This window comes from Gluconobacter roseus NBRC 3990 (genome assembly GCF_006538885.1).
In the GTDB taxonomy this organism is placed as follows: Bacteria; Pseudomonadota; Alphaproteobacteria; order Acetobacterales; family Acetobacteraceae; genus Gluconobacter; species Gluconobacter roseus.
The window spans coordinates 67,572-91,389 of sequence record NZ_BJLY01000005.1 but is presented as its reverse complement, the minus strand read 5'-3'; the positions used below and the strand labels follow the sequence as shown (position 1 = coordinate 91,389).

Annotated in this window: 24 protein-coding genes; 11 read left to right on the top strand and 13 right to left on the bottom strand. The window is 59.7% G+C overall.

Features of this window, described 5'->3' with window-relative positions; translation table 11 throughout:
- Positions 1–111: 111 nt before the first annotated feature.
- Positions 112–1,083 (top strand): TraB/GumN family protein, encoded by a 972-nt coding sequence (locus GRO01_RS12355; RefSeq protein WP_231490076.1) that lies wholly within the window; start codon positions 112–114, stop codon positions 1,081–1,083.
- Positions 1,083–1,877 carry a tetratricopeptide repeat protein gene (locus GRO01_RS12350; RefSeq protein ID WP_062507630.1) on the top strand — a complete coding sequence of 265 codons (795 nt, stop codon included), beginning with the start codon at positions 1,083–1,085 and terminating at the stop codon, positions 1,875–1,877. Before GRO01_RS12355 ends, GRO01_RS12350 begins: the two co-directional genes overlap by 1 nt.
- Here the strand turns inward: GRO01_RS12350 and GRO01_RS12345 are convergent.
- From GRO01_RS12345 to GRO01_RS12310, 8 genes are all read right to left on the bottom strand, one after another.
- Positions 1,855–4,242, bottom strand: a complete 2,388-nt coding sequence (locus GRO01_RS12345; protein ID WP_062507628.1) for a TonB-dependent receptor — start codon at positions 4,240–4,242, stop codon at positions 1,855–1,857. The two genes, GRO01_RS12350 and GRO01_RS12345, sit on opposite strands and share 23 nt — an antisense overlap.
- Before the next feature lie 206 nt (positions 4,243–4,448).
- Complete coding sequence (locus GRO01_RS12340) at positions 4,449–5,372, bottom strand: bifunctional riboflavin kinase/FAD synthetase (protein ID WP_062507626.1); 924 nt, start codon at positions 5,370–5,372, stop codon at positions 4,449–4,451.
- Positions 5,369–6,052 (bottom strand): acireductone synthase, encoded by a 684-nt coding sequence (gene mtnC / locus GRO01_RS12335; protein ID WP_062507624.1) that lies wholly within the window; start codon positions 6,050–6,052, stop codon positions 5,369–5,371. The genes GRO01_RS12340 and mtnC overlap by 4 nt, the downstream gene beginning before the upstream one ends.
- Before the next feature lie 9 nt (positions 6,053–6,061).
- A complete protein-coding gene (locus GRO01_RS12330; RefSeq protein ID WP_062507621.1) occupies positions 6,062–6,628 on the bottom strand; it encodes a 1,2-dihydroxy-3-keto-5-methylthiopentene dioxygenase in 567 nt (188 codons plus the stop codon).
- A 2-nt stretch (positions 6,629–6,630) separates the two neighbouring features.
- Complete coding sequence (locus GRO01_RS12325; protein WP_231490074.1) at positions 6,631–7,254, bottom strand: methylthioribulose 1-phosphate dehydratase; 624 nt, start codon at positions 7,252–7,254, stop codon at positions 6,631–6,633.
- Positions 7,254–7,508: a twin-arginine translocase TatA/TatE family subunit gene (locus GRO01_RS12320; RefSeq protein WP_062507617.1), complete on the bottom strand. Its 255-nt coding sequence runs from the start codon at positions 7,506–7,508 to the stop codon at positions 7,254–7,256. Before GRO01_RS12320 ends, GRO01_RS12325 begins: the two co-directional genes overlap by 1 nt.
- 70 nt (positions 7,509–7,578) lie before the next feature.
- Entirely contained in the window at positions 7,579–8,064 is a 486-nt protein-coding gene (locus GRO01_RS12315; protein ID WP_062507709.1) for a CHAP domain-containing protein, read from the bottom strand.
- Between the two features lie 5 nt (positions 8,065–8,069).
- Positions 8,070–8,684, bottom strand: coding sequence for a regulatory protein RecX (locus GRO01_RS12310; protein WP_062507615.1), 615 nt, complete (start codon positions 8,682–8,684; stop codon positions 8,070–8,072).
- Positions 8,685–8,750: 66 nt separating this feature from the next.
- On the opposite strand from GRO01_RS12310, the gene GRO01_RS12305 reads away from it, so the two are divergent.
- From GRO01_RS12305 to GRO01_RS12265, 9 genes are all read left to right on the top strand, one after another.
- The gene (locus GRO01_RS12305; protein ID WP_062507613.1) at positions 8,751–10,328 is read left to right on the top strand and encodes a D-aminopeptidase; all 1,578 of its coding nucleotides are present in this window, start codon (positions 8,751–8,753) and stop codon (positions 10,326–10,328) included.
- A gap of 168 nt (positions 10,329–10,496) precedes the next feature.
- Complete coding sequence (locus tag GRO01_RS12300) at positions 10,497–11,699, top strand: aspartate aminotransferase family protein (protein WP_062507611.1); 1,203 nt, start codon at positions 10,497–10,499, stop codon at positions 11,697–11,699.
- The gene (gene argF, locus GRO01_RS12295; RefSeq protein ID WP_371857414.1) at positions 11,615–12,670 is read left to right on the top strand and encodes an ornithine carbamoyltransferase; all 1,056 of its coding nucleotides are present in this window, start codon (positions 11,615–11,617) and stop codon (positions 12,668–12,670) included. The genes GRO01_RS12300 and argF overlap by 85 nt, the downstream gene beginning before the upstream one ends.
- Positions 12,670–13,599, top strand: a complete 930-nt coding sequence (gene hslO / locus GRO01_RS12290; protein ID WP_062507607.1) for an Hsp33 family molecular chaperone HslO — start codon at positions 12,670–12,672, stop codon at positions 13,597–13,599. Before argF ends, hslO begins: the two co-directional genes overlap by 1 nt.
- Positions 13,596–13,949, top strand: a complete 354-nt coding sequence (locus tag GRO01_RS13640; protein WP_062507605.1) for a hypothetical protein — start codon at positions 13,596–13,598, stop codon at positions 13,947–13,949. The genes hslO and GRO01_RS13640 overlap by 4 nt, the downstream gene beginning before the upstream one ends.
- 687 nt (positions 13,950–14,636) lie before the next feature.
- Positions 14,637–15,458: a hypothetical protein gene (locus tag GRO01_RS12280; RefSeq protein ID WP_062507601.1), complete on the top strand. Its 822-nt coding sequence runs from the start codon at positions 14,637–14,639 to the stop codon at positions 15,456–15,458.
- 140 nt (positions 15,459–15,598) lie between these two features.
- On the top strand, positions 15,599–16,309 hold the full coding sequence (locus GRO01_RS12275) for a gluconate 2-dehydrogenase subunit 3 family protein (RefSeq protein ID WP_062507599.1): 711 nt from the start codon (positions 15,599–15,601) through the stop codon (positions 16,307–16,309).
- 1 nt (position 16,310) lies between these two features.
- Complete coding sequence (locus GRO01_RS12270; RefSeq protein WP_062507597.1) at positions 16,311–18,089, top strand: GMC family oxidoreductase; 1,779 nt, start codon at positions 16,311–16,313, stop codon at positions 18,087–18,089.
- A complete protein-coding gene (locus GRO01_RS12265; RefSeq protein ID WP_062507595.1) occupies positions 18,086–19,399 on the top strand; it encodes a c-type cytochrome in 1,314 nt (437 codons plus the stop codon). Before GRO01_RS12270 ends, GRO01_RS12265 begins: the two co-directional genes overlap by 4 nt.
- 8 nt (positions 19,400–19,407) lie before the next feature.
- Here GRO01_RS12265 and GRO01_RS13635 read toward each other — a convergent pair whose 3' ends face one another.
- Genes GRO01_RS13635 through GRO01_RS12245 form a run of 5 tightly spaced genes read right to left on the bottom strand, consistent with a single transcriptional unit; the run spans position 19,408 to position 23,779 of the window.
- Positions 19,408–19,755 carry a hypothetical protein gene (locus tag GRO01_RS13635; RefSeq protein WP_244926383.1) on the bottom strand — a complete coding sequence of 116 codons (348 nt, stop codon included), beginning with the start codon at positions 19,753–19,755 and terminating at the stop codon, positions 19,408–19,410.
- Positions 19,745–20,668 (bottom strand): hypothetical protein, encoded by a 924-nt coding sequence (locus GRO01_RS12260; RefSeq protein ID WP_244926382.1) that lies wholly within the window; start codon positions 20,666–20,668, stop codon positions 19,745–19,747. Before GRO01_RS12260 ends, GRO01_RS13635 begins: the two co-directional genes overlap by 11 nt.
- A complete protein-coding gene (locus GRO01_RS12255) occupies positions 20,668–21,354 on the bottom strand; it encodes a hypothetical protein (protein WP_062507311.1) in 687 nt (228 codons plus the stop codon). Before GRO01_RS12255 ends, GRO01_RS12260 begins: the two co-directional genes overlap by 1 nt.
- Positions 21,355–21,358: 4 nt before the next feature.
- Entirely contained in the window at positions 21,359–22,597 is a 1,239-nt protein-coding gene (locus tag GRO01_RS12250; protein WP_062507309.1) for a hypothetical protein, read from the bottom strand.
- A gap of 42 nt (positions 22,598–22,639) precedes the next feature.
- Entirely contained in the window at positions 22,640–23,779 is a 1,140-nt protein-coding gene (locus GRO01_RS12245) for a baseplate J/gp47 family protein (protein WP_062507307.1), read from the bottom strand.
- Positions 23,780–23,818: the final 39 nt, after the last annotated feature.

Here is a 23,818-nt window from a genome sequence, read left to right as displayed (position 1 = left end):
CAAGTCCGCGTTAAGGGCGGCAGCAATGCAGGGTCACCCCAAAGCGGGTTGCCGGAGCGGCGGGACTCGCGGATGATGGGCGGTATGGCGCTTTTTTCAGAAGGCAGATCCGTGAACGCACTTCGTCTCTTCCAGTCTGTTGCAGGAGCCGTTCTGGGTGTCTGTGCGGGGTTCAGCATCGCCGCACACGCGCAGGCGCCCCGTTGCCCGGCGGCGGCGAGTGTTCCGGACAAAACCCGGATGGCGCAGATGTTCCAGACGTCACCGGACCGGGGGTTCCTGTGGAAAGTCACGAAGGATGGTCACTCGTCCTGGCTGTATGGAACGCTGCATGTCGCAAAGCAGGACTGGCTGCTGCCCGGCCCGCTGACACGCGCCGCGATCCTGCACAGCAGCGAGATCGCGCTGGAGCTTGATCTGAAGGCCCCGGACACGGCTACCACGCTGCGGCAGCCGGAAGATCCGGCCCGATGGGCGCATCTCGTGCAGTCGGGCCGCAAGGCGAAGGTGGATGCGCTCATGGATCAGCAATGCGTGCCCAGCGCGGCGTTCGCGCATGTGGCGGTTGGCGTGGAAGCAGCCGGGGTTGAATCCCTGTCGTCACGCCCGGACGAATATTATCCGGATTATGCCGTGGATGCCGTTTTGCAGGGCATGGCGGGCAGTCTGAAGAAGCCGCTGATCGGGCTGGAGACGGTGCAGATGCAGCGGGAACTGCTGATTGGACCGGATCAGGCGGATGAAGATGCGTTCATCGATGACATCGTCAAAGGTGTGTCGTCCGGCAAGACGCAGACCGAGAACCAGCGTCTGGCGGAGATGTGGGCCTCAAGCGACGTGAAGCGGCTGGACCGGTATCAGGACTGGTGCGACTGCCTGAATACCGCGCAGGAGCGGCGCTTCATGACGCGGCTTCTGGACGAACGGAATGTCGGGATGGCGCAGAAAATCGAGACGATCCATGAGAGCGGGACATCGCTGTTCGCGGCCGTGGGCTCCCTGCACATGGCTGGGCCGAAGGGTCTGCCCGCCCTGCTCCGCAAGGATGGGTTCGAGGTCCAGCAGATCGTGCCGGCGCCCTGATGAAGCGGATCGTTCAGAGGTTTCTGGGCCGCAAGCCATTGTCACGTCGGCCTAACGCACCTGCCCTGCCACCGCAGATCGAAGACATCCGTCAGGGTGCGCTGAAAGGACAGCATCTTCAAATCGTGCAGTGGGGGCAGGTGCTGCTGGACAGTGTGTATGTTCCGCATGATCCGGTGGCAGCGCTGGACTGGTTCACGATCGCGGCCAATGCGGGGTTCGGGCCGGGGCATAACATGCGCGGGCGGTGTTTCCAGTTCGGCTGGGGTTGCGAGAAGGACCTTCAGCAGGCCGCGCGCTGTTATGAAGCTGCTGCGAAAGCCGGAGACGAATGGGGCCGGTACAATCTGGGCATCATGACCATGCGCGGGATCGGCATGGAGCCGGATCTGGCGCGAGCGCTGGATCTGTTCCGGACAGCGGCAAATAACGGCCATGCGAAATCCATGAACCTGTATGCGCGGTTTCTGGAAGAAGGATGGGTGGTGCCGCAGGACCGGGCGGCGGCGCTGGACTGGTACCGGAAATCGGCAGAAGGCGGGGATTATCGCGGGCAGCACAATCATGCCACGGCGCTTGTGGATACCGGGAAGATCAATGAGGCGCTGGGCTGGTGGCGGCAGGCCGTCGTGGATGCGACGTCCGATATTCTGCTGGCGATGGATCAGAAGCTGACGGCGCTGGGGCCGAAAGGCGATGCGGAGTTGCTGGAACAGGTGCGCGGGCGCTTGGCGGAGATGGGGATTTCTCCGTCAGGCGCGGCTGGATCGGTCAGTATGTCGCCGAAAGGTTGAAGAGAAAGGACCGGCCGATCGAAGGTGTGGCGCGGTTGCTGAACAGGCTGCCGTAGTTCAGGCGGTTATCGAGATTGTAGCCGTTCATGGCGACGCGCCAGCGCTTGGTGATGTTGTGGGAAATCATGGCATCCCATTCCACCGTCGCCGGAACGCGGGCCGTATTGGCGGCATCGAGCCATACTCCTTCACGCCATGTCAGTCCGCCACCGAACGTCAGATTATAGGGCTTGTTGGGCGCGATCGTGTAGGTGGACCAGATCGTGGCCGAGTTCTTCGGCGCATACTGGATGCGCTTGCCGACATCGGCGGCCGTGCCCGCCAGCGTCTTGGCGTCGTAGAAGGCATAGGTGCCGATCATGGTCCAGTTCTTCAGGATCTCGCCCGATACGCTCAGTTCCACGCCCTGGTTGCGCTGACGGTCGCTTGACGAGGAAACGTCGCCGTTCTGGTCCGTCTGCAGCGAATTGCCCTTTTCAAGACGGAACACGGAGGCTGTAAAGCCCATGCGGCCGTGGAAGGCGTTGTACTTGGCGCCCAGTTCGTAAAGGCTGCTGCGCTCGGGTTTGAAGCCTTCCGTACTGGATTTCAGCGGCTCGGAACTGTTGGTGACATACAGGCCAAGCGGCGTCGTGGACTGCGCCCAGTTGAAATAGATCATCGTGTTATCGTCAGGCGTATACATCAGGCTGACGGTCGGGTTGAACGTGTCCTGATCCTGCCCGAAGGCCACGCCCGATCCGGCAACACCGCCATTGGCCGAATAATGACTGTTCCAGTGATCCCAGCGGAAGCCGCCCTTGATGGAAAAGACCGGCAGCAGCCACATCTGCTCGGAAAAGAACGCGCCGACATCCGTCGCGTCACCCGTCTTGTAGATGGCATGCCCCACACCAGGAATGTTCACGATATTGGGGGCATACTGGCCCAGAGACCCCAGAAGCAGGCCCGGCTGATTGGGGTTCGGGTTGAGCAGGCTGGTCGTGTCTTTCTGCGTGCCGTTCTGCCCGTCGAAATTATAGGCGTAGTTCGTGCGGCGATCATAGACATGCGAGACATCCCAGCCGGCGATCATTTCATGCCGGATGGAGCCGGTGTCGAACTTTGCGACGGCTGAAAAGACGTTCTGCACGGACCAGTCGTTCTGCTGATAGGGCTCCGGTCCGCCCACGCCGCCGCGACGGTTGACCATCGCCGCAGAAGGATTGGTGAAAAGATTGGCGGTGCAGGTCGCATCGCAGGCTTCCTGCGAGGATGAAAAATACCGCTCGTACATGCCACCGCGCAGATCGTCGTAAAGCGTGATGTGCGGGTTGAGCGTGAATTTCAGACGGCCGGTCAGCATATCCACGTTCGACGCGTCCTGATCGTAGGATGTGCCATACCAGTTGGTTCGTTTGACGCCGTATTCCGTTACCGGGAGACCATAGGCCGTACCGGGTTTCGTCACGACCGGCACACCATAATCGGGAATACGGTTGTCGCTCTGGTGGAAGTATTCGAGCGTGAAAGTGGTGCGCTTGCCCAGACCGAAGGCGATGGACGGCGCAATACCCCAGCGGTGGGAATAGAGCTGGTCACGGCCGACGACGTTGTTTTCGTTGCCCATGCCGGTAATGCGGATGGCCGTGGACTCGCCAATCTGTTTGTTAAAGTCGAGCGTGCCGCGATAATAGGCGCCTGACCCGCCCGAGAAGCTGCCGCCATAGCTGTCGCCGAGATGGGCGATCTTGGTGGTGATGTTAATGGCGCCACCTGTCGTGCCATTGCCGAAGACTTCCGAAGACGGGCCCTTGATGACCGAGACATGGTCATAATCGAAGCTGTCACGGGTATAGACGCCGAAATCACGCAGGCCGTTCTCGTAGATGTCGTTCTGGGCCTGGAAACCGCGGATCAGGAACTGGTCCCCCGCCATGCCGCCTTCGCCTTCGCCAACCGAAGCGGTGATGCCCGGCACGTTGCGCAGGGCCTCGTCGAGCGATTTGACGTTCTGCTGCTGCATCAGGAGCTGCGGGACGATGTTGATGGTCTGTGGCGTGTGCAGCGCATCCTGCGGCATGCGGCTCAGACCCATCGATTCATGCAGGATGTTCATGGGCGAACCCACGACCTGAAGATGCTCGGCTTCCTCCGGTGCGGCCGTGACGCTGTTATCCGCTGTCTTCGGCGCGGGTGGAGCGCTCTTTGGGGCTGCCGGTTTTGTGTCCTGTGGGCGGGCGGCGTCATTCCTGGGAACGGGATGGCGACGGGGTTTGTGGTGGTGCCGGGTGTCGTCCTGGGCGTGCGCGGCCGTACAAACAAGCGTCAGGCCTGCGGCAAGGGAGAGTGGTCCCAGAGGGTAACGAGGTGTTCTGGACGACATCGGATCACGATCCTGCAAACGAAAACGGATGCTGCCCTTAAAATGTTAATGCGAATAATTCTCAATACAGATTCAGCAACATTGCGAAAGATTCTCATTCTCTTTGTCTGATTGTGGCGAAAACGACACAGAACGACATACGGCAAAAACCCCTTCTCCGACGGCGAAGAAGGGGTTCAGCAGAATTTGGAAATGAATGAAGGGAATCAGACGCCGAGAATGACCCGCGCCTGCACGGCATCTGCTGCGATCTGGGCCTTGAGTTCATCCAGACCGGAAAACTTCTTCTCTTCGCGCAGAAGCGCGATTAGCGCGACGCTCAGGGTCTGGCCGTACAGGTCTTCGTTGAAATCGAAGAGATGGACTTCAAGCCGGCTTTCCTGACCGTCATTGATGGTCGGACGGCGGCCAATATTGGCGACGCCGGGGATGACGCGCCCATCCGGCAGCGTGACGCGCGCGGCATAGACGCCGCGTGCGGGTTCGACATGCTGCGTCAGGGGGATGTTGGCGGTCGGGAAGCCGAGGAGGCGTCCACGCTGGTCTCCGTGCATGACGGGGCCAGTGATGCTCCAGGGACGCCCGAGTTCCTGCGCCGCGCGCTGGGGATAGCCTTCCTGCAACAGGCGACGGATGCGGCTTGAGGAGATCGGACCGCCTTCATCGGAAAGCTGGGGTACGATGGTCAGGCCGATTCCGTGAGGAGCCAGAAGGGCTTCAAGGCGCTCGATATTGCCGGTGCGACGATGACCGAACGCGAAATCCGCTCCGCAGGCCACATGGGCCACGCCAAGGCCGTTCACCAGCACGTCGTTCACGAACCGATCGGCGCTCAGGCGGGAAAACACCGCATCGAACGGGATCTGGAAGACATGGTCCACACCCTGCGCACCGAGAGCGGCAGCGCGGACATCCGGCAGCATCAGGCGAAAGGGCGGGTCCTGCGGGCGGAACAGTGTACGGGGATGGGGATCGAACGTGACGACCGAAAGCGGGTGGTCGGGACGCGCCATCCGTAGCGTGTCGAGCAGATGGACATGCCCGCGATGCACGCCGTCGAAATTACCCAGGGCCGCAACCGTATTGCGGGCAGAGGCCGGAATATTGCGCCAGTCCGTATGCAGGATCATGCGACAGGCAAGCCGAACTGGGTGGAGACGGCATTCAGGTCTGGGGCCTGTGGCACGCCCGGATGGGGAACAGTGCCGTCCTGCTCGCGGACGAGCTGGCAGGCAGTCAGTCCTGCCCTCTGGGCGGCGTCCAACTCGGCGCCGATATCGGACAGGAACAGGATTTCGGCCGGAGGTAGCCCAACTGCGGCGGTAATCTTTTCATAGGAGGCCGCGTCTTTTTTTCCGCCAGTCGAAAGATCGAAGAAATCCTCGAACAGCGGCGTCAGATCACCCTGTTCGCTATGGCCGTAAAGCAGCTTCTGGGACGGGATGGAGCCGGAGGAATAGATAGCCAGACGCAGACCGCCTTTGGACCATGCTTCCAGAGCGGGCGGGACATCGGGATAGAGATCCGCTTTCAGGGTACCGTCCTCGAAACCCTGACGCCAGGTCAGACCCTGAAGCGTCTTGAGGGGTGCGGCCTTCACGTCCGCCTTCATCCAGTCCTGACAGACCTTCAGCGGGTCCTGCCCCGGATGCTCCATGACGATATCCGCGCGGGCACCCACGACCGTCGGGTTCGTATGGTCCTGCATCAGGGCCGGCAGGGCTTTCGCGGCATAGGGAAACATGACGTCCCGCACGAAAGAAATCGGCAGGGTTGTGCCCTCGATATCAAGCAGGACGAGACGGATCATGGGAAACTTTCAGGAGTTGCCGGAGGATTCGGCAGGCACTTCGGCCGGGAAACGGTTGGCAATGTCATCGCCGGTATACTGCGCGATCCAGCCGGTCGTGTCGGTAAAGACGCGCAGGGCCACGACATCCGGCGACGGTCCGGCGTCGAACCAGTGCGGGATGCCTGCGGGCACGGAAATCAGGTCGCCTTCGGTACATAGGACGGAATAGACGCGTCCGCGGATATGCAGGACGAACGCCCCCTGTCCGTGCACGAAGAAGCGGACTTCATCTTCGCTATGGGTGTGTTCGGACAGGAATTTTTTCCGAAGCTCCGGGAGATTTGGCATGGACGCGTTGATCCGCACAACGTCTGCACTGCCAGCACCTGTCTCACCCATCAGGGTATCGAGATAGGGACGATAGGCGTTCAGCACCTCTTCCGCCGCCGCGTCGGGCGCCGGTGTGACGGGAGCGGACCAGCGGTCGAAACGGATGTTGTGGGGACGCAGGGTCTCCGCGATCTCGCCGGGCGTGGTGACGTCCAGCAGGATCGTATCGGGAGCATCGTCGCGATAGACGGTCAGCCGGCTCATGGTCAGGCCTTCTTCTGCAGACGGGCCAGTTCGCAGGCCAGCAGGAACTCGAGCCCTTCGAGACGGGCCAGGGCGGTGAACATGTCCTTGCCCCAGACATACACACCATGGCCGCGGATCAGATAGCCGAGCTGCATGTCCGCCAGCTTCGGCGCGACGACCGTGGCCAGACGCGCGATGTCCTGATCATTGTGGAACAGTGGCAGTTCAAGGCTGGTCTCGTGGGTCGTCTGTCCCTCGAACACCTTGAGGACCTCGTAGCTCGCAAGCGTGATCGCGTCGGAGGGTTCATCCATGGACAGGATGGTCGCAGCGACAGAGTGACCATGCAGCACGGCCCCGATTGCGGGATCATGCGCATAAAGCTGCGTGTGTAGGAGTGTTTCCGCGCTGGCACGGTTTGCGGAATCAACGGGAACGCCATCGGGAGTGATCTCGATGACGTCGCTGTCCGTCAGGAAGCCTTTGTGGCCGCCCGAGCGCGTGATTGCGATACGGCCATCCGGCAGGCGGCAGGACAGGTTGCCCGCCGTAGCCGGCACCCAGCCACGCTGGTCCATTCGCTGACCTGCCTGCACGATCTGGCGGCAGGCATTGCTCCAGCTTTCATCAACCCTGGTCTGCATCAGGCCTGGTTGCGGTGCGTTTCGCTGGTGGTCGTCTGGTTGTAGCCAGGGTTCTGGTTCGGCGGCGAGATGTGACCCGGAGCCTGACCGGCTTCCGGCGCGCTCATGGATTCATCATCAGCCATGTTCTTCTTGAAGGACTTGATGCCCTTTGCGAAGTCTCCCATCAGGCCGCTGATTTTGCCGCCGCCGCCAAACACGACGAGCAGGACGACCGCCAGGATCAGCCAGTGAACGGGGCTCATGCTGCCCATAATGTATTACTCCGAAAAGCCAAGGCCACCATCATGTGGCAAGGCTTGGACGATTGTGCAAGCGTTCCTCTCAGGAAGCGTCGTCAATGTCCTGCGATGAAATGAACCCGTAGGTCGGATAGGCGCGCTTTCCGAGGCTGTGAACCGGAGCCCACCAGACCCGCACCAGCGTCCAGTCATTGCGGGCGGAAACATCCGTGACAGGCACGGCGCGGTCAATGCGGCCGGGCTCCCAGTTGGCATGATCGACGAGGATCGTCCGGTCCGAAATCTGCCGGCGCACGATGGAGACATGCCCGCTGGGCACGCGGGACGTCGCGCGGAAGACAAGCACCTCTCCGGGTCGCGGGACGTGGGTATGACCATAGCGTCCGATGGACTGCCGCCACCATGAGGCCGCAGTTCCGCTGAGTTTCAGGCCGGTCCGCTCCCGGACATAGGGTGCGCATTGCAGCGGACCATTGAAGCTGGCGCGGCTGTATTCATAGCGGTTGCCGCACGCCCCGAGGATCACGAGAAGACCAAGAGGCAGGAAGCGGAGAACGCGGGACATCATCACCGTCAGAGACTGCGGAACGCGATGATGCGGTCTTCCGCCTCATCGGGGTCCATGTCGAGCACGCTCTGCGCCACATCGCGGGAGAAGCCATTGCGGGCGAAGACGCCCAGCGCCTTGAGCGGCTCTTCTTCTTCGCGGTCCGGTCTCTGGAACGGGCCGAGGCGGCGCTTGCGGGCCAGAACGAGGGCTGCGGCGAGTTCCGCGTCCTGCGCGCTGCTGTCCGAGCGTTCGCCGAGCGAGTCGTTGAGGGCTTCGCGGGTCGTGTCCTGATCCACGCCCTTGTTAGCGAGATGGGCTTCCACAGCCCGGCGGGAGCGGCCGGTCCGGGTCAGGCTGACGGCGCGATTGCGGGCATAGCCGGCATCATCCACCGCACCGAGATCGGTCATGGATGCGACGATTCCGTCGATGGCGGGGCGGATGGCAGCAATAGTGGATTCGATGTCTTCGTTCGGTAGTCCCGCACGGGAGGCGCGCACGCCCCAGCGGCGCAGGCGGCGGTCCAGCACCTGACGCAGACCCTGTTCGGTTGTGGCGAAGCGGGCGAGATGGGCCAGCGCCGCTTCACGCAGGGACGCGGCATCCGGAATAGGTGGCGGGGCGGGACTGTCCTCCATAATGCTTCGGAGTATGCGGCGTGAAAGGCATTTACGGCAAGACGCCTTGCAGCCATCATTCCATCCATGAGCGATTCATTTTCTGCCCGTCTTGAAGCGGCCGTCTCCGCCCTCCCTGCCCGCTTTCCCGGCCCCGGCGGGGCCGTGGCCGTTCTGAAGGACGGAGAAGTTCTGGTCCGGCATGGCTGGGGCTATGCGAATGTGGAACGTCGCATTCCGTTCACGCCGTCCACGCTGTTCCGCATGTGCTCCATCACCAAGCAGTTCACCTGCGGAACGCTGCTGGACCTGTATGACGATCCGTCCGAACTGGATGGGGATGTGGATGCGCGCCTGCCGCAGTTGGATGAACCCTCACCGGGGCTGCTGCATCTGGCGCATAACCAGTCGGGTCTGCGGGATTACTGGGCTGTGGCGATGCTGCATGGCGCGCCGATCGAAGGCGATTTCGGAGACCGCGAGGCCCGGCGTGTCATTGAAGGAACGCGGACGCTCCAGTTCCAGCCGGGCACGTCCTATTCCTATGTAAACCAGAACTTCCGGCTGATTTCCGACATTCTTCAGGATCGGACGGGGCGTAGCTTCGCTGAACTACTCCAGACGTCGATCTTCAATCCGGTCGGTATGGAACGGGCGATTCTTGCGGCTGAGACACGCGCCATGCCGGATGGAACCGTCGGATATGAGGGGACCGTGGAGAGCGGCTTCCGTCCGGCGGTCAATAATGTGCTGTGGACGGGCGATGCCGGACTGGGGGCGTCGCTTGATGACATGATCGCATGGGAGCGCTTCATTGATGAAACCCGTGATGCTCCGGACAGCCTTTACCGCCGCCTGACCGTCCCGGTGACGTTCAGCGACGGACAGCCCGCACCTTATGGATTCGGCCTGCAGCGCAGCACAATGTTCGGCCGGGACGTGACGATGCATGGTGGCGCTCTTCGGGGCTGGCGCTCGCATCGTTTGCATGTTGCTTCGGAACGGCTGTCGGTCGTGATCATGTTTAACCATATGAGTGCGGCGCAGGTTGCAGCGGCACAGATACTGGCTGCGGCACTTGGCGTTCCTTACGAGCCGGACCGCAGTACCCAGCAGCCGACAGCGCTGTATGGGACCTATCTGGAGCGTGAGACGGGACTGTCGGCCCGAGTCGAGCCTGCACCGGGCGGCGCAAAGCTGCGCTATCTGATGGTGCCGGAATTGTTGGAGGGGGTCTCGGCCACGCGGGCTGAAGCAGGATCGGTTGTCATAAGGGCACAGGATGCTGCGGAAGGCACGGAAGCTGTGATGGAACGTCCGGGCGAAAACCGGACGGGTATTCTGACGCGCTGCGATGAAACGCCCGGTGAGGACATCGCCGAGCTGGCCGGGATCTATCGCTGCGAGGAACTGGACGAGGCCGAAGTCACCATCGAGCTGGCAGGTGGCGTGGTTTATGGCGGTTTTTCGGGAATTCTCGGAGATGGCCGGATGGAAATGCTCCAGCGTCTGGCACGGGATGTGTGGGTTCTCCCCTGCCCGCGCGCGCTTGATCACACGGCTCCGGGAGACTGGACGCTGGCCTTCGAGCGACAGGGCAGCAGCGTGGCCGCGGTGCGGGTCGGGTGCTGGCTGGCACGGGATCTCGTGTATCAGCGCGTCTGACCCAGCCCCCGCGCAGGGCAGTTATCCGGTCATGGGGTTTGACGGAACCCCTTTCCGCCCTTCACTATACACAGGCGGATTTTGAAGCCCTGCTCCGGGCAACCAGAGCAGGGTTTTGCGATTCCGCAACAACCGTTTCGTTTTCAACCAGATATTCAGAGATCCATCATGATCCCCGCGCTGATGCCGAATTACAAACGTGCCGACCTTGCTTTCGAGCAGGGCGAAGGCGTCTGGCTGACGGCGACGAACGGGCGACGATATCTGGATTTCGGGGCCGGCATTGCCGTGTCCTCGCTGGGACATGCCCACCCGAAACTGGTGAAGGCCATTGCGGATCAGGCCGCAAAGGTCATGCATGTCTCGAACCTGTACCGGGTGCCCCAGGCTGAAAAGCTGGCACAGCTTCTGGTACAGAACACGTTTGCGGACTCGGTGCTGTTCTGCAATTCGGGCGCCGAGGCCAACGAGGCCATGGTCAAGATGATCCGGCGCGCCCAGTTCGAGAACGGCCATCCGGAACGCACGCATATCCTGTGCTTCAACGGCGCCTTCCACGGACGGACGCTGGGCATGATTTCGGCCACCGGTAATCCGGCCTATCAGAAAGGCTTCGGGCCAGTTGTGGCTGGGTTCGACCATGCGCCGTTCAACAACACCAACACGCTGCGTGAGGCCATTACACCTGAGACGGCTGGTATCGTCGTCGAGCCGGTGCAGGGTGAGAGCGGCATCAAGCCGGCTACGCGGGAATTCATGACGGCCCTCCGCGCCGCCTGTGACGAATATGGACTCTATCTGGGCTTCGATGAGGTCCAGACCGGTGTAGGCCGCACGGGACGCCTGTTCGCCCATGAACTCTATGATGTGAAGCCGGACATTATTTCCGTAGCCAAGGGCATTGGCGGTGGCTTCCCGCTCGGCGCCGTTCTGGCGACCGAAGAAGTGGCAAAGCACCTGACGCCGGGTTCTCATGGCACCACCTATGGAGGCAATCCGCTGGCCTGCTCGGCGGGTCTTGCTGTGCTGGAGGAAGTGCTCAGCCCCGGTTTCCTTGAACATGTCCGGACCGTCGGTAGCGCCTTTGGCGCCATGCTTGAGGATGTCGTGAAGCGCTCTGGGGGTGTTTTCGACAGCGTGCGTGGAGTCGGGCTGATGCGTGGACTGCACTGCGTCCCGCCGGTCGCCAATGTCATGGCCGCGATTCTGGATCAGGATCTTCTGGCTGTGGGCGCAGGAGACAATGTCCTGCGACTCGTTCCGCCCCTGATCGTCACGGAAGCTGAATGCCGCGAGGCGTGCGAGCGGCTCATCCGGGCTGCCGCGGCTCTGAACGCACAGACCACAAAGACCCAGGAGAACGCCTCGTGAGCGCAGCAACTGCAAGCCGCACGACCGCCACGGATCAGCAGGCGCCCCGGCATTTTCTCGATCTGCGCGATTTCACGCCTGAGGTCATCCGCCAGATCATTGACCTGTCCGCAAAGGTCAAGGCGATGCAGAACGGCCGTCGCCAGCCGCTGCACCCAGATCGCCCGCTTGAAGGCCGGAGTCTGGGCCTGATCCTCGCCCAGCCTTCGACGCGCACCCGCGTGTCGTTCGAGGTCGGGATGGGACAGCTTGGCGGGTCGGTTTCGGTCCTTTCGCCGGGCGACATGCAGCTTGGCCGGGGCGAGACCGTGGCGGACACCGCCCGCGTGCTGTCGCGTTTTCTGGACGTGATCGTGCTGCGGACCGGCAATGACGCCAATCTGCGCGAACTGGCAAAATGGAGTTCGGTGCCGGTCATCAACGGCCTGACGCCTGTCTCCCATCCAATCCAGATCCTGGCGGACGTCCTGACATTCGAGGAACATCGCGGGCCGATCCGCGGGAAAACGCTGGCCTGGATTGGTGACGGCAACAATGTCGCTACGTCTCTGATGGAAGGCGCAGCTCTTCTGGGCTTCAATGTCCGTCTGGCCACGCCGGAGAGCTTCTCTCCCAACCCCGAAGCGGTAGACTGGGCCCGTGCCCATGGCGCGACGATCGAGGTCTTCCGTGATCCGGCCGAAGCGGTTGCCGGAGCCGATGCCGTCCTGACCGATACATGGGTCAGCATGGGGGACAAGGATCGCGAAAGACGGCTCAAGGCCTTCCAGCCCTATCAGGTCGACACGGCCCTGATGGCGAAAGCTGCGCCTGATGCCCTGTTCCTGCACTGTCTGCCTGCCCATATCGGAGAGGAAGTGACGTCCGAAGTCTTTGAAGGCCCGGCGTCCGTTGTCTTTGATGAGGCGGAAAACCGCCTGCACACGCAGAAGGGCCTGCTGCTCTGGGCCCTTGGGAGAGAAAACGGGTAATGGATACACCACCATTCCTCGACACGAACCGTCCTGATGTTCCGAACATGGTCGTCTCCGGCGGGGTAATGCCGTTCTATCTGGAACGCTCCCCTGTCCGGGGCCGTCTGGTGCGGCTTGGGCCACTGGCTGATGCCATCCTGTCCCGTCACGACAATCCTGATGCCGTCTCCCGGCTGGGAGGCGAGGCTCTGGCGCTCGTGGCCGCCATGGTCTCGGCTCTGAAGTTCAAAGGGGCCTTTTCCCTACAGATCAAGGGGGATGGACCGGTCTCCATGCTCGTTGCAGATGCAACAGATAGCGGAGATCTGCGGTTCTTTGCGCGTCTGCGCGAAGGTGCTGACCGGAATGCGCTACCTGAGACCGCCAAGGAACTCCTTGGTGACGGCTACATGGCTTTCACCATTGATCAGGGGCCGGACATGGACCGGCATCAGGGCATCGTAGACCTGACTGGCATGACCCTTGCCGAAATGGCGATGCACTATTTTCACACCAGTGAACAGCATGACTGCTGGATCCGGCTGTTCTGTGCGAAATCGGCAAATGGCTGGAAGGCCGGAGCGCTGGTATTGGAGCGGATTGCAGCCGAAGGCGGGATTGAGGCGACCGAGCAGGATGAAGATGCCTGGGAAACTGCCTGCACGCTGGCCGAGACGGTTACGGAGCAGGAAGTTCTTGATCCGGCACTTTCGAACGAGCAGCTGATTCATCGGCTTTTCGGTACGCTGGATGTCCGTCTGGGCGCCCCACGCGCACTGGCTTATGGCTGCCGATGCAACCGGGCAAGGCTGGCATCCGTTCTGGAAACATTCCCCGATGATGATCTCGACCATATGGTCGAGAACGGGGCCATTACGATGAACTGTGAGTTCTGTAATGTGGGTTTCCGCTTTACGCGCGAAGAACTTGGAGAACGGTCTGAATGACGCTGACACTGCTTGATGACGTAAAGCTCGATGGCTTTCCGGTCGAGCAGCTTTATCCCGGCTGGGCGCCTGTCAGCCGCACCCCGGTTGTAGACGATTTCAGTGTCGTGGTTTTCGGCGAAGACAGCAGCGGGCGACAGGCCTGCTGGTGGCTTGAAGGCGAAAATTACAGTGCAAGCCATGTCCTGGCTCTGCATGAACCTGTCCGGCGGCGTCTCCTGACAGCCATGGATTATGTTTTCTGGCCTCTGGCAACAGGAGTGCTGGGGGGCCCCTACCTGATCAGCCGCCTCTGTCGTGCAAAACTCTGCCGGAAATCGCCTTCAACGAACTGTCGGGTTCCTGGTTAGGGGGATTTGCACCCCATACGCTTATTTTACCCTCGGGCCATGCTGATAGCGGAGAGGCACTCCCCTGTCCGAACGGTCGTCAGATCGGTAAAAATCGGATGACTGCCCTGATGTCCACCAAACGGACATCAGGACCACTGATTGTTTCTTCACCCTTTACGGCGCTACCCCTTCTGGCTCAGATCACGTTTCAGACGGGGCCTCTGAGTATCAGTCGCTTTCAGGATGGCAATACAGTCTTCTACCTGATCTGGAACGAAAACCTGCCTGCGCTGCGTCCATCTTTTTATTATCCTGACGGCCCCCTCCTGATCAGCGATGATCCGGGCGCGGCGGTGATTCCGGGACTGATTCTGAGCTGGTATGCACGCCATCCTGAACATGCGGCACTTATTCGAGAGGCACGACCGTTCATGGCAGAGGATTTTGGCGTGGGACAGGCTTCTGGCCTTCAGGCAAAGAATCTGACGAACAATCTATCAGAACCTTTCCCAATAAAGACTGCGCTTTCCGAACCTGATGAAGGCCCTGTTGCGACTCCCGGACCGGAAGCACAGCAGACCAGTCCGTCATTGCCTCTGGCTGAACAGCCAGCTTCCCCATCTTACCCTCAGACGTCTAAACAGGGGCTGAAGAGCCGGTTCAAGTCCCTTTTCGGACGGCTATAACGTCTTCAGGAGACAGGATATGCGCGTACGTTACTGGACTGGTCTGGGTGCTCTGGTGCTGTCCCTTGGCGTAGCCGCATGCTCTGATGGAGACACGAACCAGACTTTTCCGCCGCTCGATTACAGCTACCTTTCACAGATCCATCTGAATGTAGCCTCCATCAACGTGCAGGATGAGGCTCCGGCTACGCCAGATTCACTTTCAGCCAAGGCACCAACAGCGCCGGATGAAGCCCTGAAAGCCATGGCCAGTCAGCGCCTGATTGCCAGCGGAAGTTCGGGCAAGGCCGATTTCATCATCAAGCAGGCCTATCTGAACCGGGCAGGCGACAATGCTGTGACCGGTGCAATGGACGTGCAGCTCAATATCGCCGATGCCGGAAACCAGCATACCGGCTTCGTCCATGCCCGCATTACGCGCAAGCTTGATGCAGGAGACCATGATCCAACATCCCGTAAGGAACTCTATACCCTTACCAGCCAGATGATGCAGGACATGAACGTGGAACTGGAATTCCAGATCCACAAAAAGCTCATGTCATGGATGACGGATGCTGCCGGTACACCTCTCGTCAATGGTGGCGTTCAGCAGCAGGCTCTCGGAGCTCCGGGCACAGCACCCGTATCCACTCCTGCGACGCCGGTAGTGACAACAACTGCTATTCCCGCAACTCCGGTTACGCCTGAGAAAACCGTAACACCCGTTGCCGCTCCAAGCGGGCCGGATGCCATTTTCCCAACCGGCGCAGACACTGAGACGACAACAGCGCCTGCCATCCAGCATTCTCCCCAGCCCGGAACGTTGCAGCTTCCGTCAACAGACAGCACAGCAACGCACTGAATTTACAACTCTCGTCATGTTGTGATGGCCGTGCGTCTGGAAGTCCGCCCCCGTCTTGGGTAGGGGACGAAGATACTGATTTTGTAAATCGCCTGTTTTCAGATTTTCTGTGATTCCTGCCCTATTCTCCGGAGAAACCTGTGCCACCCATGGAACCGACACTGAACCGTCCGCTCCGCCGCAGTTTCGTGAAAGGGCTCGTGGGAACCACATCATTCTGGATGGCTTCGGGAAGTACCCAGTGGACCGAATCTCTGGCAGCGGAAGCGGTCCAGTCCTATCAGCCCACCTTCTTCGATATGAAGGAATACCAGTTTCTGGAAGCCGCCAGCGACCGCCTCTTCCCCTCTGACCATAATGGTCCGGGCGGTAAAGCACTGGGTGTGGCCGAATTCATCGACCGGCAGATGCAGACCCCTTATGGGCATGGGGAAAACTGGTATATGTCTGGTCCGTTCCAGCAGGGCCCTGCCAATCTTGGCTATCAGCTTCCGTTCGTTCCGCGCGACCTCTATCGCAAAGGTATTGCCGGCGTCGAAACCTACGCCAGACAGCAATATGGCAAGGAGTTTACAGCCCTTGCAGCCGTACAGCAGGACGAGATCCTGACTGCGCTGGAAGGAGGGTCCGTCCAGCTCGGCGAAATTCCAGGGCGCGTGTTTTTCGAACAGCTCCGGACTAATACCCTTGAAGGCGTGTTTGCCGATCCTCTTTATGGTGGCAACCGGGGTCTCGCAGGCTGGGTCATGCTCGGCTTTCCAGGAGCCAGAGCGGATTTCATGGACTGGGCCAATCAGGAAGGTGCACCCTACCCCATCGGACCGGTCTCCATCTCGGGGGAGACCGCGTAAAATGGGTGAAAAGCATGTCGATGCCGTCATCGTGGGAGCTGGCTGGGCCGGCTCAATTCTCGCCAAAGAATTGACCGAAGCAGGGCTTTCCGTAGTCATGCTTGAACGTGGCGCCGAAAGAACGACGCAGGTTGAAGGCGCCTATCCGGATTCAATTGATGAACTGCGCGGCGCTGTGCGCAAACGCCTTTTCCAGAACCTGTCCCAGTCCACGGTGACCATCCGCAATACCATAGACCAGACAGCTTTACCTTACCGGCAACTCGCAGCCTTCCTCCCCGGTGAAGGTGTTGGAGGAGCCGGTCTTCACTGGTCGGGCGTCCATTTCCGCGTTGCGCCTGAAGACCTGAGACTACGCAGCTCCGTGATCGAACGCTATGGCGAGAAATTCATTCCCGAAGGCATGAACCTTCAGGATTATGGTGTCACCTACGAGGAGCTGGAGCCCTTTTTCGACAAGGCGGAAAAAGTGTTCGGCACATCGGGTGAAGCCTACAAGGTTCAGGGAAAAATTGTTGGAAACGGAAATGTTTTTTCTCCGGATCGTTCCAGCGATTTTCCACTTCCGGTAATGAAGGATACTTTTTCGGCGTCGGTTTTCCGCGATGCAGCTAAAAGTGCTGGATACCATCCCTACGCGTTACCCGCAGCCAATGCATCACGCCAGTACACGAACACCTATGGTTGTCAGATGGGACCATGCAATTTTTGCGGATATTGCAGCGGGTATGACTGCTACCTGTATTCCAAGGCCTCGCCCAACGTAAATATCCTGCCGGCATTACGGCAGGATCCGAGATTCTCTCTGATTCCAAACGCCCATGTTCTTCGGGTCGATCTCGACAGCACGAAAAAGAAGGCGACCGGCGTCACTTACCTGGACACCAGAACCCGCAAGGAAACATCGCTTTCCGCCGATCTGGTCATTCTGGGAGCATTTCAGTTCAACAATGTTCATCTGATGCTGGTTTCCGGTATCGGCAAACCTTACGACCCTGTCAGCAACACCGGAACAGTCGGACGCAATTTTGTTTACCAGACCATCACATCCTCACGCGTCTGGCTCCCCTCCTCGACCTATACCAACCAGTTTGTCGGGGCAGGTGGTGCCGGCGTTGCCATCGATGATTTCAACAGCATGAATTTCGATCATGGGCCACTTGGTTTTGTGGGAGGCTCCCCTGTCTGGGTCAATCAGGCCGGAATGAAGCCGATTGCCGCGGCAACCGGTGCCGGAGGCGGAGGCACCCCACGCTGGGGTTCTGCCTATAAGGACGCCTTGATCAATACCTACAAGCATTCGCTGGGTATTGATGCACATGGCAGCAACATGGCGTATCGGGACGTCTATCTGGACCTCGATCCCACCTGGAAGGACGCGTACGGACAGCCACTGCTCCGCATGACCTTCACATGGAAGGACAACGATATCCGCATGAACCAGTATGTTGTCAGCAAGATCGAACCCATCGCACGCGCTATGGGTGCGACAAAAATGAATCTGGTTCACCTCAATCCGGGTCAGCCTTTTGACACTCGCAAATACCAGACCACCCATCTGGGCGGAGGCGCCATTATGGGAGAAAATCCCCAGACCAGCGCTCTGAACCGCTATCTTCAGAGCTGGGACGTATCAAACGTCTTTGTTATCGGGTCAAATGCATTCCCGCAGGGCATGGGATATAATCCAACAGGAATGGTGGCTGCACTCGCATATTGGACCGCACACCATATTCGCACGACCTATCTAAAATCTCCTGGCCCGCTGGTGCAGGCATGAAATGGCCTCTGCTTGCAGCATGCATTCTCGGAAGCGGTCTGGCTGGAAAAGCCGTCGCGCAGGATACTGACAACGCAACTTTAGAAAAAGGGCGCTATCTGGCCGCAGCTTCCGATTGCGCAGCCTGCCACTCCGTACGCGGAAAGCCAGAATATTCCGGGGGCGTTTCTTTCTCCCTTCCCATGGGAAAAATCTACTCCACCAACATTACACCAGATCCAGAGCACGGAATCGGCCATTATACGGAAGCCCAGTTCGGAAGAGCATTACGCGAAGGCGTGCGTCGTGATGGCGCAACGCTTTACCCCGCCATGCCTTTTCCATCCTATGCCCGCCTGACGAACAGCGATATCCATTCCCTATTTGTCTATTTTCGGGAAGGCGTAAAAGCCGCACCCATTTCTCCTCCAAAGAACGGCATTGCGTGGCCGCTCTCCATCCGCTGGCCGCTAACCTTTTGGCGCTGGGCCTTTGCTCCTACTCCTACAAAAGCCATCCCCAGAACCTCGGGAGAATTCACTGATCCCGAACTTGCACGCGGTGCGTATCTCGTGGAAGGACCAGCCCATTGCGGGGCCTGTCATTCCCCCCGCGCCATAACCATGCAGGAAAAAGCGCTTACTGCGACGGATGGGAATCTTTACCTCGCCGGTGGCGCCATGGTGGATGGCTGGACACCCCCGTCACTCCGTCAGGAAAACCGCACAGGGCTGGGTCGTTGGAGCGAGGATGACATCGTATCTTTTCTCAGAACCGGTCGCGCGAATACCGGTAGTGTTTTCGGATCCATGACTTCTGCCGTCGTGCATGGAACGCAGAAACTGACGGATGATGACCTGCACGCCATCGTTCATTATCTCAAGAGTCTGAAAGCTGCCGATCAGACCCAGAAGCCATGGACCTATGACTCCACGATAACCGATCAGCTTCACAAGGCAGATCTCTCATATCGGGGGGCGCGCATTTATGTTGATCGATGCGCGGCATGTCATCGCACTGATGGGAAAGGCTATCCTTCCGTCTTTCCGCCTCTCGCCGGCAACCCTGTCATGATGCAGGACGATCCTGTCTCACTCATTCACATCATCCAGAGCGGTGCAACGCTCCCCGCGATGACAGCCGCGCCCTCCTCCATCGTCATGCCAGCGTTCAAACACAAGCTGACGGACGAACAGATCGCCGATGTCGTGACATTCATCCGCCATGCGTGGGGTAACAATGCTTCCCCGGTGTCAGCAGAGGACGTGAAACGGCTCAGCAAAAGCATGCCTCCTCCAGATATGGCGGATGACGCACTTTCGCTGAACTGACCATGTTTTCAGGGCAGGAAGCGATACAGGACACAGCCCTGATATCCTGAGCCGCCACTGGAAGCGGTTCCATCGGCCGTTGCCGAATAGGAACCGCCTCCCCCCGCACCATACCGTGTAGCGTTCCGGCCTCCCTGATTGCCGCAACGCCCTGCGCCGCCCCATGGACCATCTCCTCCATAGCCAGAGAACGTATAGGCATTGCACTGCCCGTCTCCGCCAGAAGTTCCGCTCTGGTTCCAGACCGTTCCACCAGAAGCATTCCCGCCAACGCCGCCGGCCGATCCGGTTGTGGAATAGAACGTTCCGCCCTGGCCACCTTCAGCCTGCAGAAGTGTCTGTCCGTTATAGCTCACCAGAGACGTACCACCCGTCTGTTCGGACGCACCTCCATTTCCAATGGTAATAGCCAGACCATTTCCCTGCGTTGGGCTGACAGGATAAATACCCCAAGCATTCCCCCCCCCCCCCGCCGCCGCCTGCTCCTGAAAACGAACTGGCCGTCGTCACGGCCTGCGAAGCAGCTCCACCACCGCCGCCGCCAATAACGCGCAGTTCCACCCTTGATGCCCAGGCTGGAACGGGAACCGAGCCATTTCCTGTCACAAGCGTCATGGGCTCCGTCGAAGCCTTGAGGAGTGCCTGGGTGGCCAGCTCAGGAATGGTTGGCCAGAAAACCTGTCCCGGCTGAACCGTTACACCCGCCAGACTGCTGGCCCCCTGTGGGACCGCAATCGTGTACAGCGCTACAACATACCCTCCCGCCGGAGCAGCGGGAGGATTGGTAGCCGCAACCAGTGTGATGACACCCGATCGCCGAACAGGAAGGGCACCACCGGCATTCTGGATACCGACCTGTGTCTGCGACGGGTTGCTGGCATTGAAGAATGGCAGCACCACAGGGTCAGCATCCTGCTCGGAGCAGATGGCGTAGACCGTATAGGTATTTCCCGTTCCGGGCATCCTGACAGTCTGGGCCGCAGTGCTGCAGTACTGGCACGTCAGAGCGGTCGTATCCGCGCCGAGGCCACCACCATTCCCACCAATGGTCGAAACATCCATGACCCCGGGCGCTATGATCGAGCCCGCATACACTGTCAGGCTCAGATCACTGGAAGACGCGGAATACCCCAACCCGGAAGCCGCCGTAACATTCGGGCCATAAAGCATTGATGCCAGGTTTCCGAGCGCAGCCTTGGTGTATCGCCCTGCACGCAGAAGGTCCGTATCAAGCGGGATCGATCCCGCATAAACGATTGCCCGATCCATTAACTTTTCACCTTGATCCAGCCGGTAACGCCCATGGCTGCCGTCTGGTCGACGGCACGGCAGACTGCTGCCAGATCCGCAGCTTTTCCCAACTGTGTTTCTACAAAAAACTGGCCACCCTGAAGACTGCCATACCGCAGACCGGCTGCCCCATAACCATACCCTCCGCCCATGGCGGGAGAAGGCGCGCAGCCCAGAGCATGACAGTCAGCCGCATTCAGTGTCTCAATGATCATCGGCTGAACACCGGTTGCGGCCACGATCGCGTTTGTGACAGCCTGACGTGTATTGCGTTCGGCGAACAGGGAAGTTCTAATCCGTTTCCGATAGGCAACATCCGTTTCGGATACCTGTCGCACCAGACCGCTTTCACCAAAATAGTCATCTGCGGCCATATCCAGAAACGCGCCGCTCATCGTCGAAAGACGCATCTGCTGCGAGCATTCCAGCATCAACTGCCAGATCCCGGCCAGAACAACCCCAAACCCCTTCAGAAGAGCAGCCAGAACCGGCGCAGCTTCTTCCTCCAGCCCTTGAGGTTCAGCCGGGAACCATCCTTTCGGCAACAGCCGCCTCAACCGGCCCGCAAAATCCTCTGCCGATCCTGGCGCCGGACCTGTATCGAAAAGAATACTTCCATCCGAGGCCCGGAGAATATTCCGTTCTTCATCATAAAGAATGCCCATGCCATTAACCCCCGGCCTGGGCAGCACTCATCAGCGGGATGCGATAATCTGCGCCATTGATGTTGATATGCAGGAAACCACCATCAGCAACACTCGGCATCGTAGCGCCTGCCCCCGTGACTGGGGATGTAATCTGTAATTCTCCGCCACTTGCCGGGAAAAGACCCAGATTTCCAGAACCACCCGTTCCTTCCTGAACATACAGACCCGCTGCCTGCGTTCCTGCGCCAGCCTGCACCTGCAGCGCATTGGTCGGGTTCTCCATCGTAGCGACCGAAAAAAGCGTCTGCCCTTCGATGTTGGCAAACAGGATTCCGTTATCGCTAAACTCCTGTCGCGTCCCATTGGAGCGCTCGGTCACCGTCGAACGGACAAATGCCCCCACATTGGCACCTGCCACACCAGAAACGGTTTCAGGTGTGTGCCACTCGACCGCCTGATTGCGAGCCAGCGAAACAGCCGATGCGTAGCCTGAATCCTTCCCATCCGTCCCCGTCAGGGATTGTGCCCCAAAGACAGTACCCGTCTGCCAAGAATTTGGATTGGACACGAAAACCATTCCTGCCGCAGCATCAGAAGTTCCAGAAGTCTGGCCACCTCCTGCACCAAGCTGGATCCCGTACACGCCACCACCAACATTCGGCGCATAAGGCGTCGACTGTCCGACGGCGAGACCACCAAAATTGACCGCCTCAAGCTCCATCCCGAAAGTAGGCTGATAATCCACACCCGCCATGCGCCATGCCTCGCCATAATAGGCATAGGCTGTCGTGGTCGTGGGATTGGACGTGTCATCGGAAATTCCCCATGACGCCACTCCAATGCTGCTCGGCTGAAAACCCAGAACCGAAGACCCGCTCAGCGCATCTGACGTCCGCGAACCCGCCACAAACGCACTGTTGCCAAACTGCGCAACCGACGCGCACTGGGCATCCTGCAGGGCCCATGGACCGATTGATGTCGCCGCCATGGTTTCCGAGAGCCAGTCATCCTGCGAAGAACTGGCCCGATCACTCAAAGCCGGATTTTCCGCCGCCACACCAACCAGAAGCCGGTCCGCAAACCGTTTTACCTGCGCACCCTTGTCCGAATAGAACTGACCACTGGCCTCAACGCTGACAGGTGCTTCGATCACCTGCGCCACAGTAGCCGTAACCGTCCGTGTTCCGGTGGAATCCGCCAGAACAAGAACCTCTTCTCCTGTCAGGGAGTCGAGTTTCGGATAAGTATTAAAGACAGCCATGAGAATTCCTCATCCCTACCGATAGAGCCAGATTCCGAATCCTCAGCCCTGAGTGACATTGATCTGAATGTTTCCGACAACCAGAGCCTGATTGCCGTTTGCAGGAATATCGGCCTGCCCTCCGTTCAGGCGGACATTCAGAACCGACGTCACGGAAATGCCTGCACCGGCATAGGCCAGATAAGACAGGCGACTGTACGGATAGCCATCGCCTACCGTCATCGACGCAATATCCTTTGCCACAACAGACTGAATGGCACTCTGCGCCTGCTGTACCGTTACGGAAGACGGCACCACCACATCCATGGAGACATCCACGCTCAGAACCTGAGGCGCCTGCACACCAAACCCGACCCCGAGCGCCCGGACCGAATCAATAACCTCATAGACCTCTGACAGCAGCTGATCTGAAGGTACACCGCTCCCATCATTGATCACGGCGGTGAAATACCCGCTCCGCGCCAGCCCTGCCGCATCAAGACCATCCCGCAGGGAGTAACTCAGATCCGTCTGGACATTCGCAATGGCATTCCCGACCGCTGCACGACTTGCGGATGCCTTGGCCGCCAGCCAGAGCGGAAACCGCGCCCTCAGCTGACTATCCGTTTCCTGATCGGAACCATTGAGAAAAGGTGCCGTATTCGTCACGGTATCCAGTCCCGATACCGCCGTACCCATAAGACAGATCGCACCGGCTGAAACATTCCCGGCCGATCCAGCCACCTGACACGAAACCGGGACAGACAACGTGAAAACTCCCGCTGCCCGTACATATCCCCCGGCAGACGCCGACCAGGTCGGCAGAGACTGGTCCTGCGTCACGACAAATGAGATCCCACCGACAGTCCGTACAATGACGCCGGGCGGCACAACCGCCGACTGCTCGCTGGCCATGAAAGACGTAAACGTCACAAGACCCGTCGCGGGCGTACCCGGCAGTCGGGTCATGCCGAAATCATTGACGAAACTGTCGCAATCGGAGCCCGTAGACGTCGCCAGACGGGTCCGCAGCAGTGACTGCAGCACCAGATACTGCAACCACAGGCCAACACCGCCCACACTTTCCATCAGAGCCCGCGCAGGGGAACCGATGGAAACATCCAGCAACTGGGAACAGGAGGCCTGCGCTGCTGTCACGGCTGCGGAAACAGTCGTGGAAAAGGAACGTAAGGAGAGAGACATCGCATCCTCTTGGAGCGGTTCAGTAACGTGCCGCTCTCA

Bases quoted from the DNA above. Each gene is read 5' to 3' on its own strand.
- GRO01_RS12330 (WP_062507621.1), bottom strand. From the start codon at position 6,628: ATGAGCCGGCTGACCGTCTATCGCGACGATGCTCCCGATACGATCCTG.
- mtnC (WP_062507624.1), bottom strand. From the start codon at position 6,052: ATGATCCGTCTCGTCCTGCTTGATATCGAGGGCACAACCCTGCCGATT.
- GRO01_RS12265 (WP_062507595.1), top strand. From the start codon at position 18,086: ATGAAATGGCCTCTGCTTGCAGCATGCATTCTCGGAAGCGGTCTGGCT.
- GRO01_RS12270 (WP_062507597.1), top strand. From the start codon at position 16,311: ATGGGTGAAAAGCATGTCGATGCCGTCATCGTGGGAGCTGGCTGGGCC.
- GRO01_RS12245 (WP_062507307.1), bottom strand. From the start codon at position 23,779: ATGTCTCTCTCCTTACGTTCCTTTTCCACGACTGTTTCCGCAGCCGTG.
- GRO01_RS12310 (WP_062507615.1), bottom strand. From the start codon at position 8,684: ATGGAGGACAGTCCCGCCCCGCCACCTATTCCGGATGCCGCGTCCCTG.
- GRO01_RS12340 (WP_062507626.1), bottom strand. From the start codon at position 5,372: ATGATCCTGCATACGGACTGGCGCAATATTCCGGCCTCTGCCCGCAAT.
- GRO01_RS12345 (WP_062507628.1), bottom strand. From the start codon at position 4,242: ATGTCGTCCAGAACACCTCGTTACCCTCTGGGACCACTCTCCCTTGCC.
- GRO01_RS12250 (WP_062507309.1), bottom strand. From the start codon at position 22,597: ATGGCTGTCTTTAATACTTATCCGAAACTCGACTCCCTGACAGGAGAA.
- GRO01_RS12300 (WP_062507611.1), top strand. From the start codon at position 10,497: ATGATCCCCGCGCTGATGCCGAATTACAAACGTGCCGACCTTGCTTTC.
- GRO01_RS13640 (WP_062507605.1), top strand. From the start codon at position 13,596: ATGACGCTGACACTGCTTGATGACGTAAAGCTCGATGGCTTTCCGGTC.
- GRO01_RS12315 (WP_062507709.1), bottom strand. From the start codon at position 8,064: ATGATGTCCCGCGTTCTCCGCTTCCTGCCTCTTGGTCTTCTCGTGATC.
- hslO (WP_062507607.1), top strand. From the start codon at position 12,670: ATGGATACACCACCATTCCTCGACACGAACCGTCCTGATGTTCCGAAC.
- argF (WP_371857414.1), top strand. From the start codon at position 11,615: ATGCCGCGAGGCGTGCGAGCGGCTCATCCGGGCTGCCGCGGCTCTGAA.
- GRO01_RS12320 (WP_062507617.1), bottom strand. From the start codon at position 7,508: ATGGGCAGCATGAGCCCCGTTCACTGGCTGATCCTGGCGGTCGTCCTG.
- GRO01_RS12255 (WP_062507311.1), bottom strand. From the start codon at position 21,354: ATGGGCATTCTTTATGATGAAGAACGGAATATTCTCCGGGCCTCGGAT.
- GRO01_RS12280 (WP_062507601.1), top strand. From the start codon at position 14,637: ATGCGCGTACGTTACTGGACTGGTCTGGGTGCTCTGGTGCTGTCCCTT.
- GRO01_RS12260 (WP_244926382.1), bottom strand. From the start codon at position 20,668: ATGGATCGGGCAATCGTTTATGCGGGATCGATCCCGCTTGATACGGAC.
- GRO01_RS12325 (WP_231490074.1), bottom strand. From the start codon at position 7,254: ATGCAGACCAGGGTTGATGAAAGCTGGAGCAATGCCTGCCGCCAGATC.
- GRO01_RS12350 (WP_062507630.1), top strand. From the start codon at position 1,083: ATGAAGCGGATCGTTCAGAGGTTTCTGGGCCGCAAGCCATTGTCACGT.
- GRO01_RS12305 (WP_062507613.1), top strand. From the start codon at position 8,751: ATGAGCGATTCATTTTCTGCCCGTCTTGAAGCGGCCGTCTCCGCCCTC.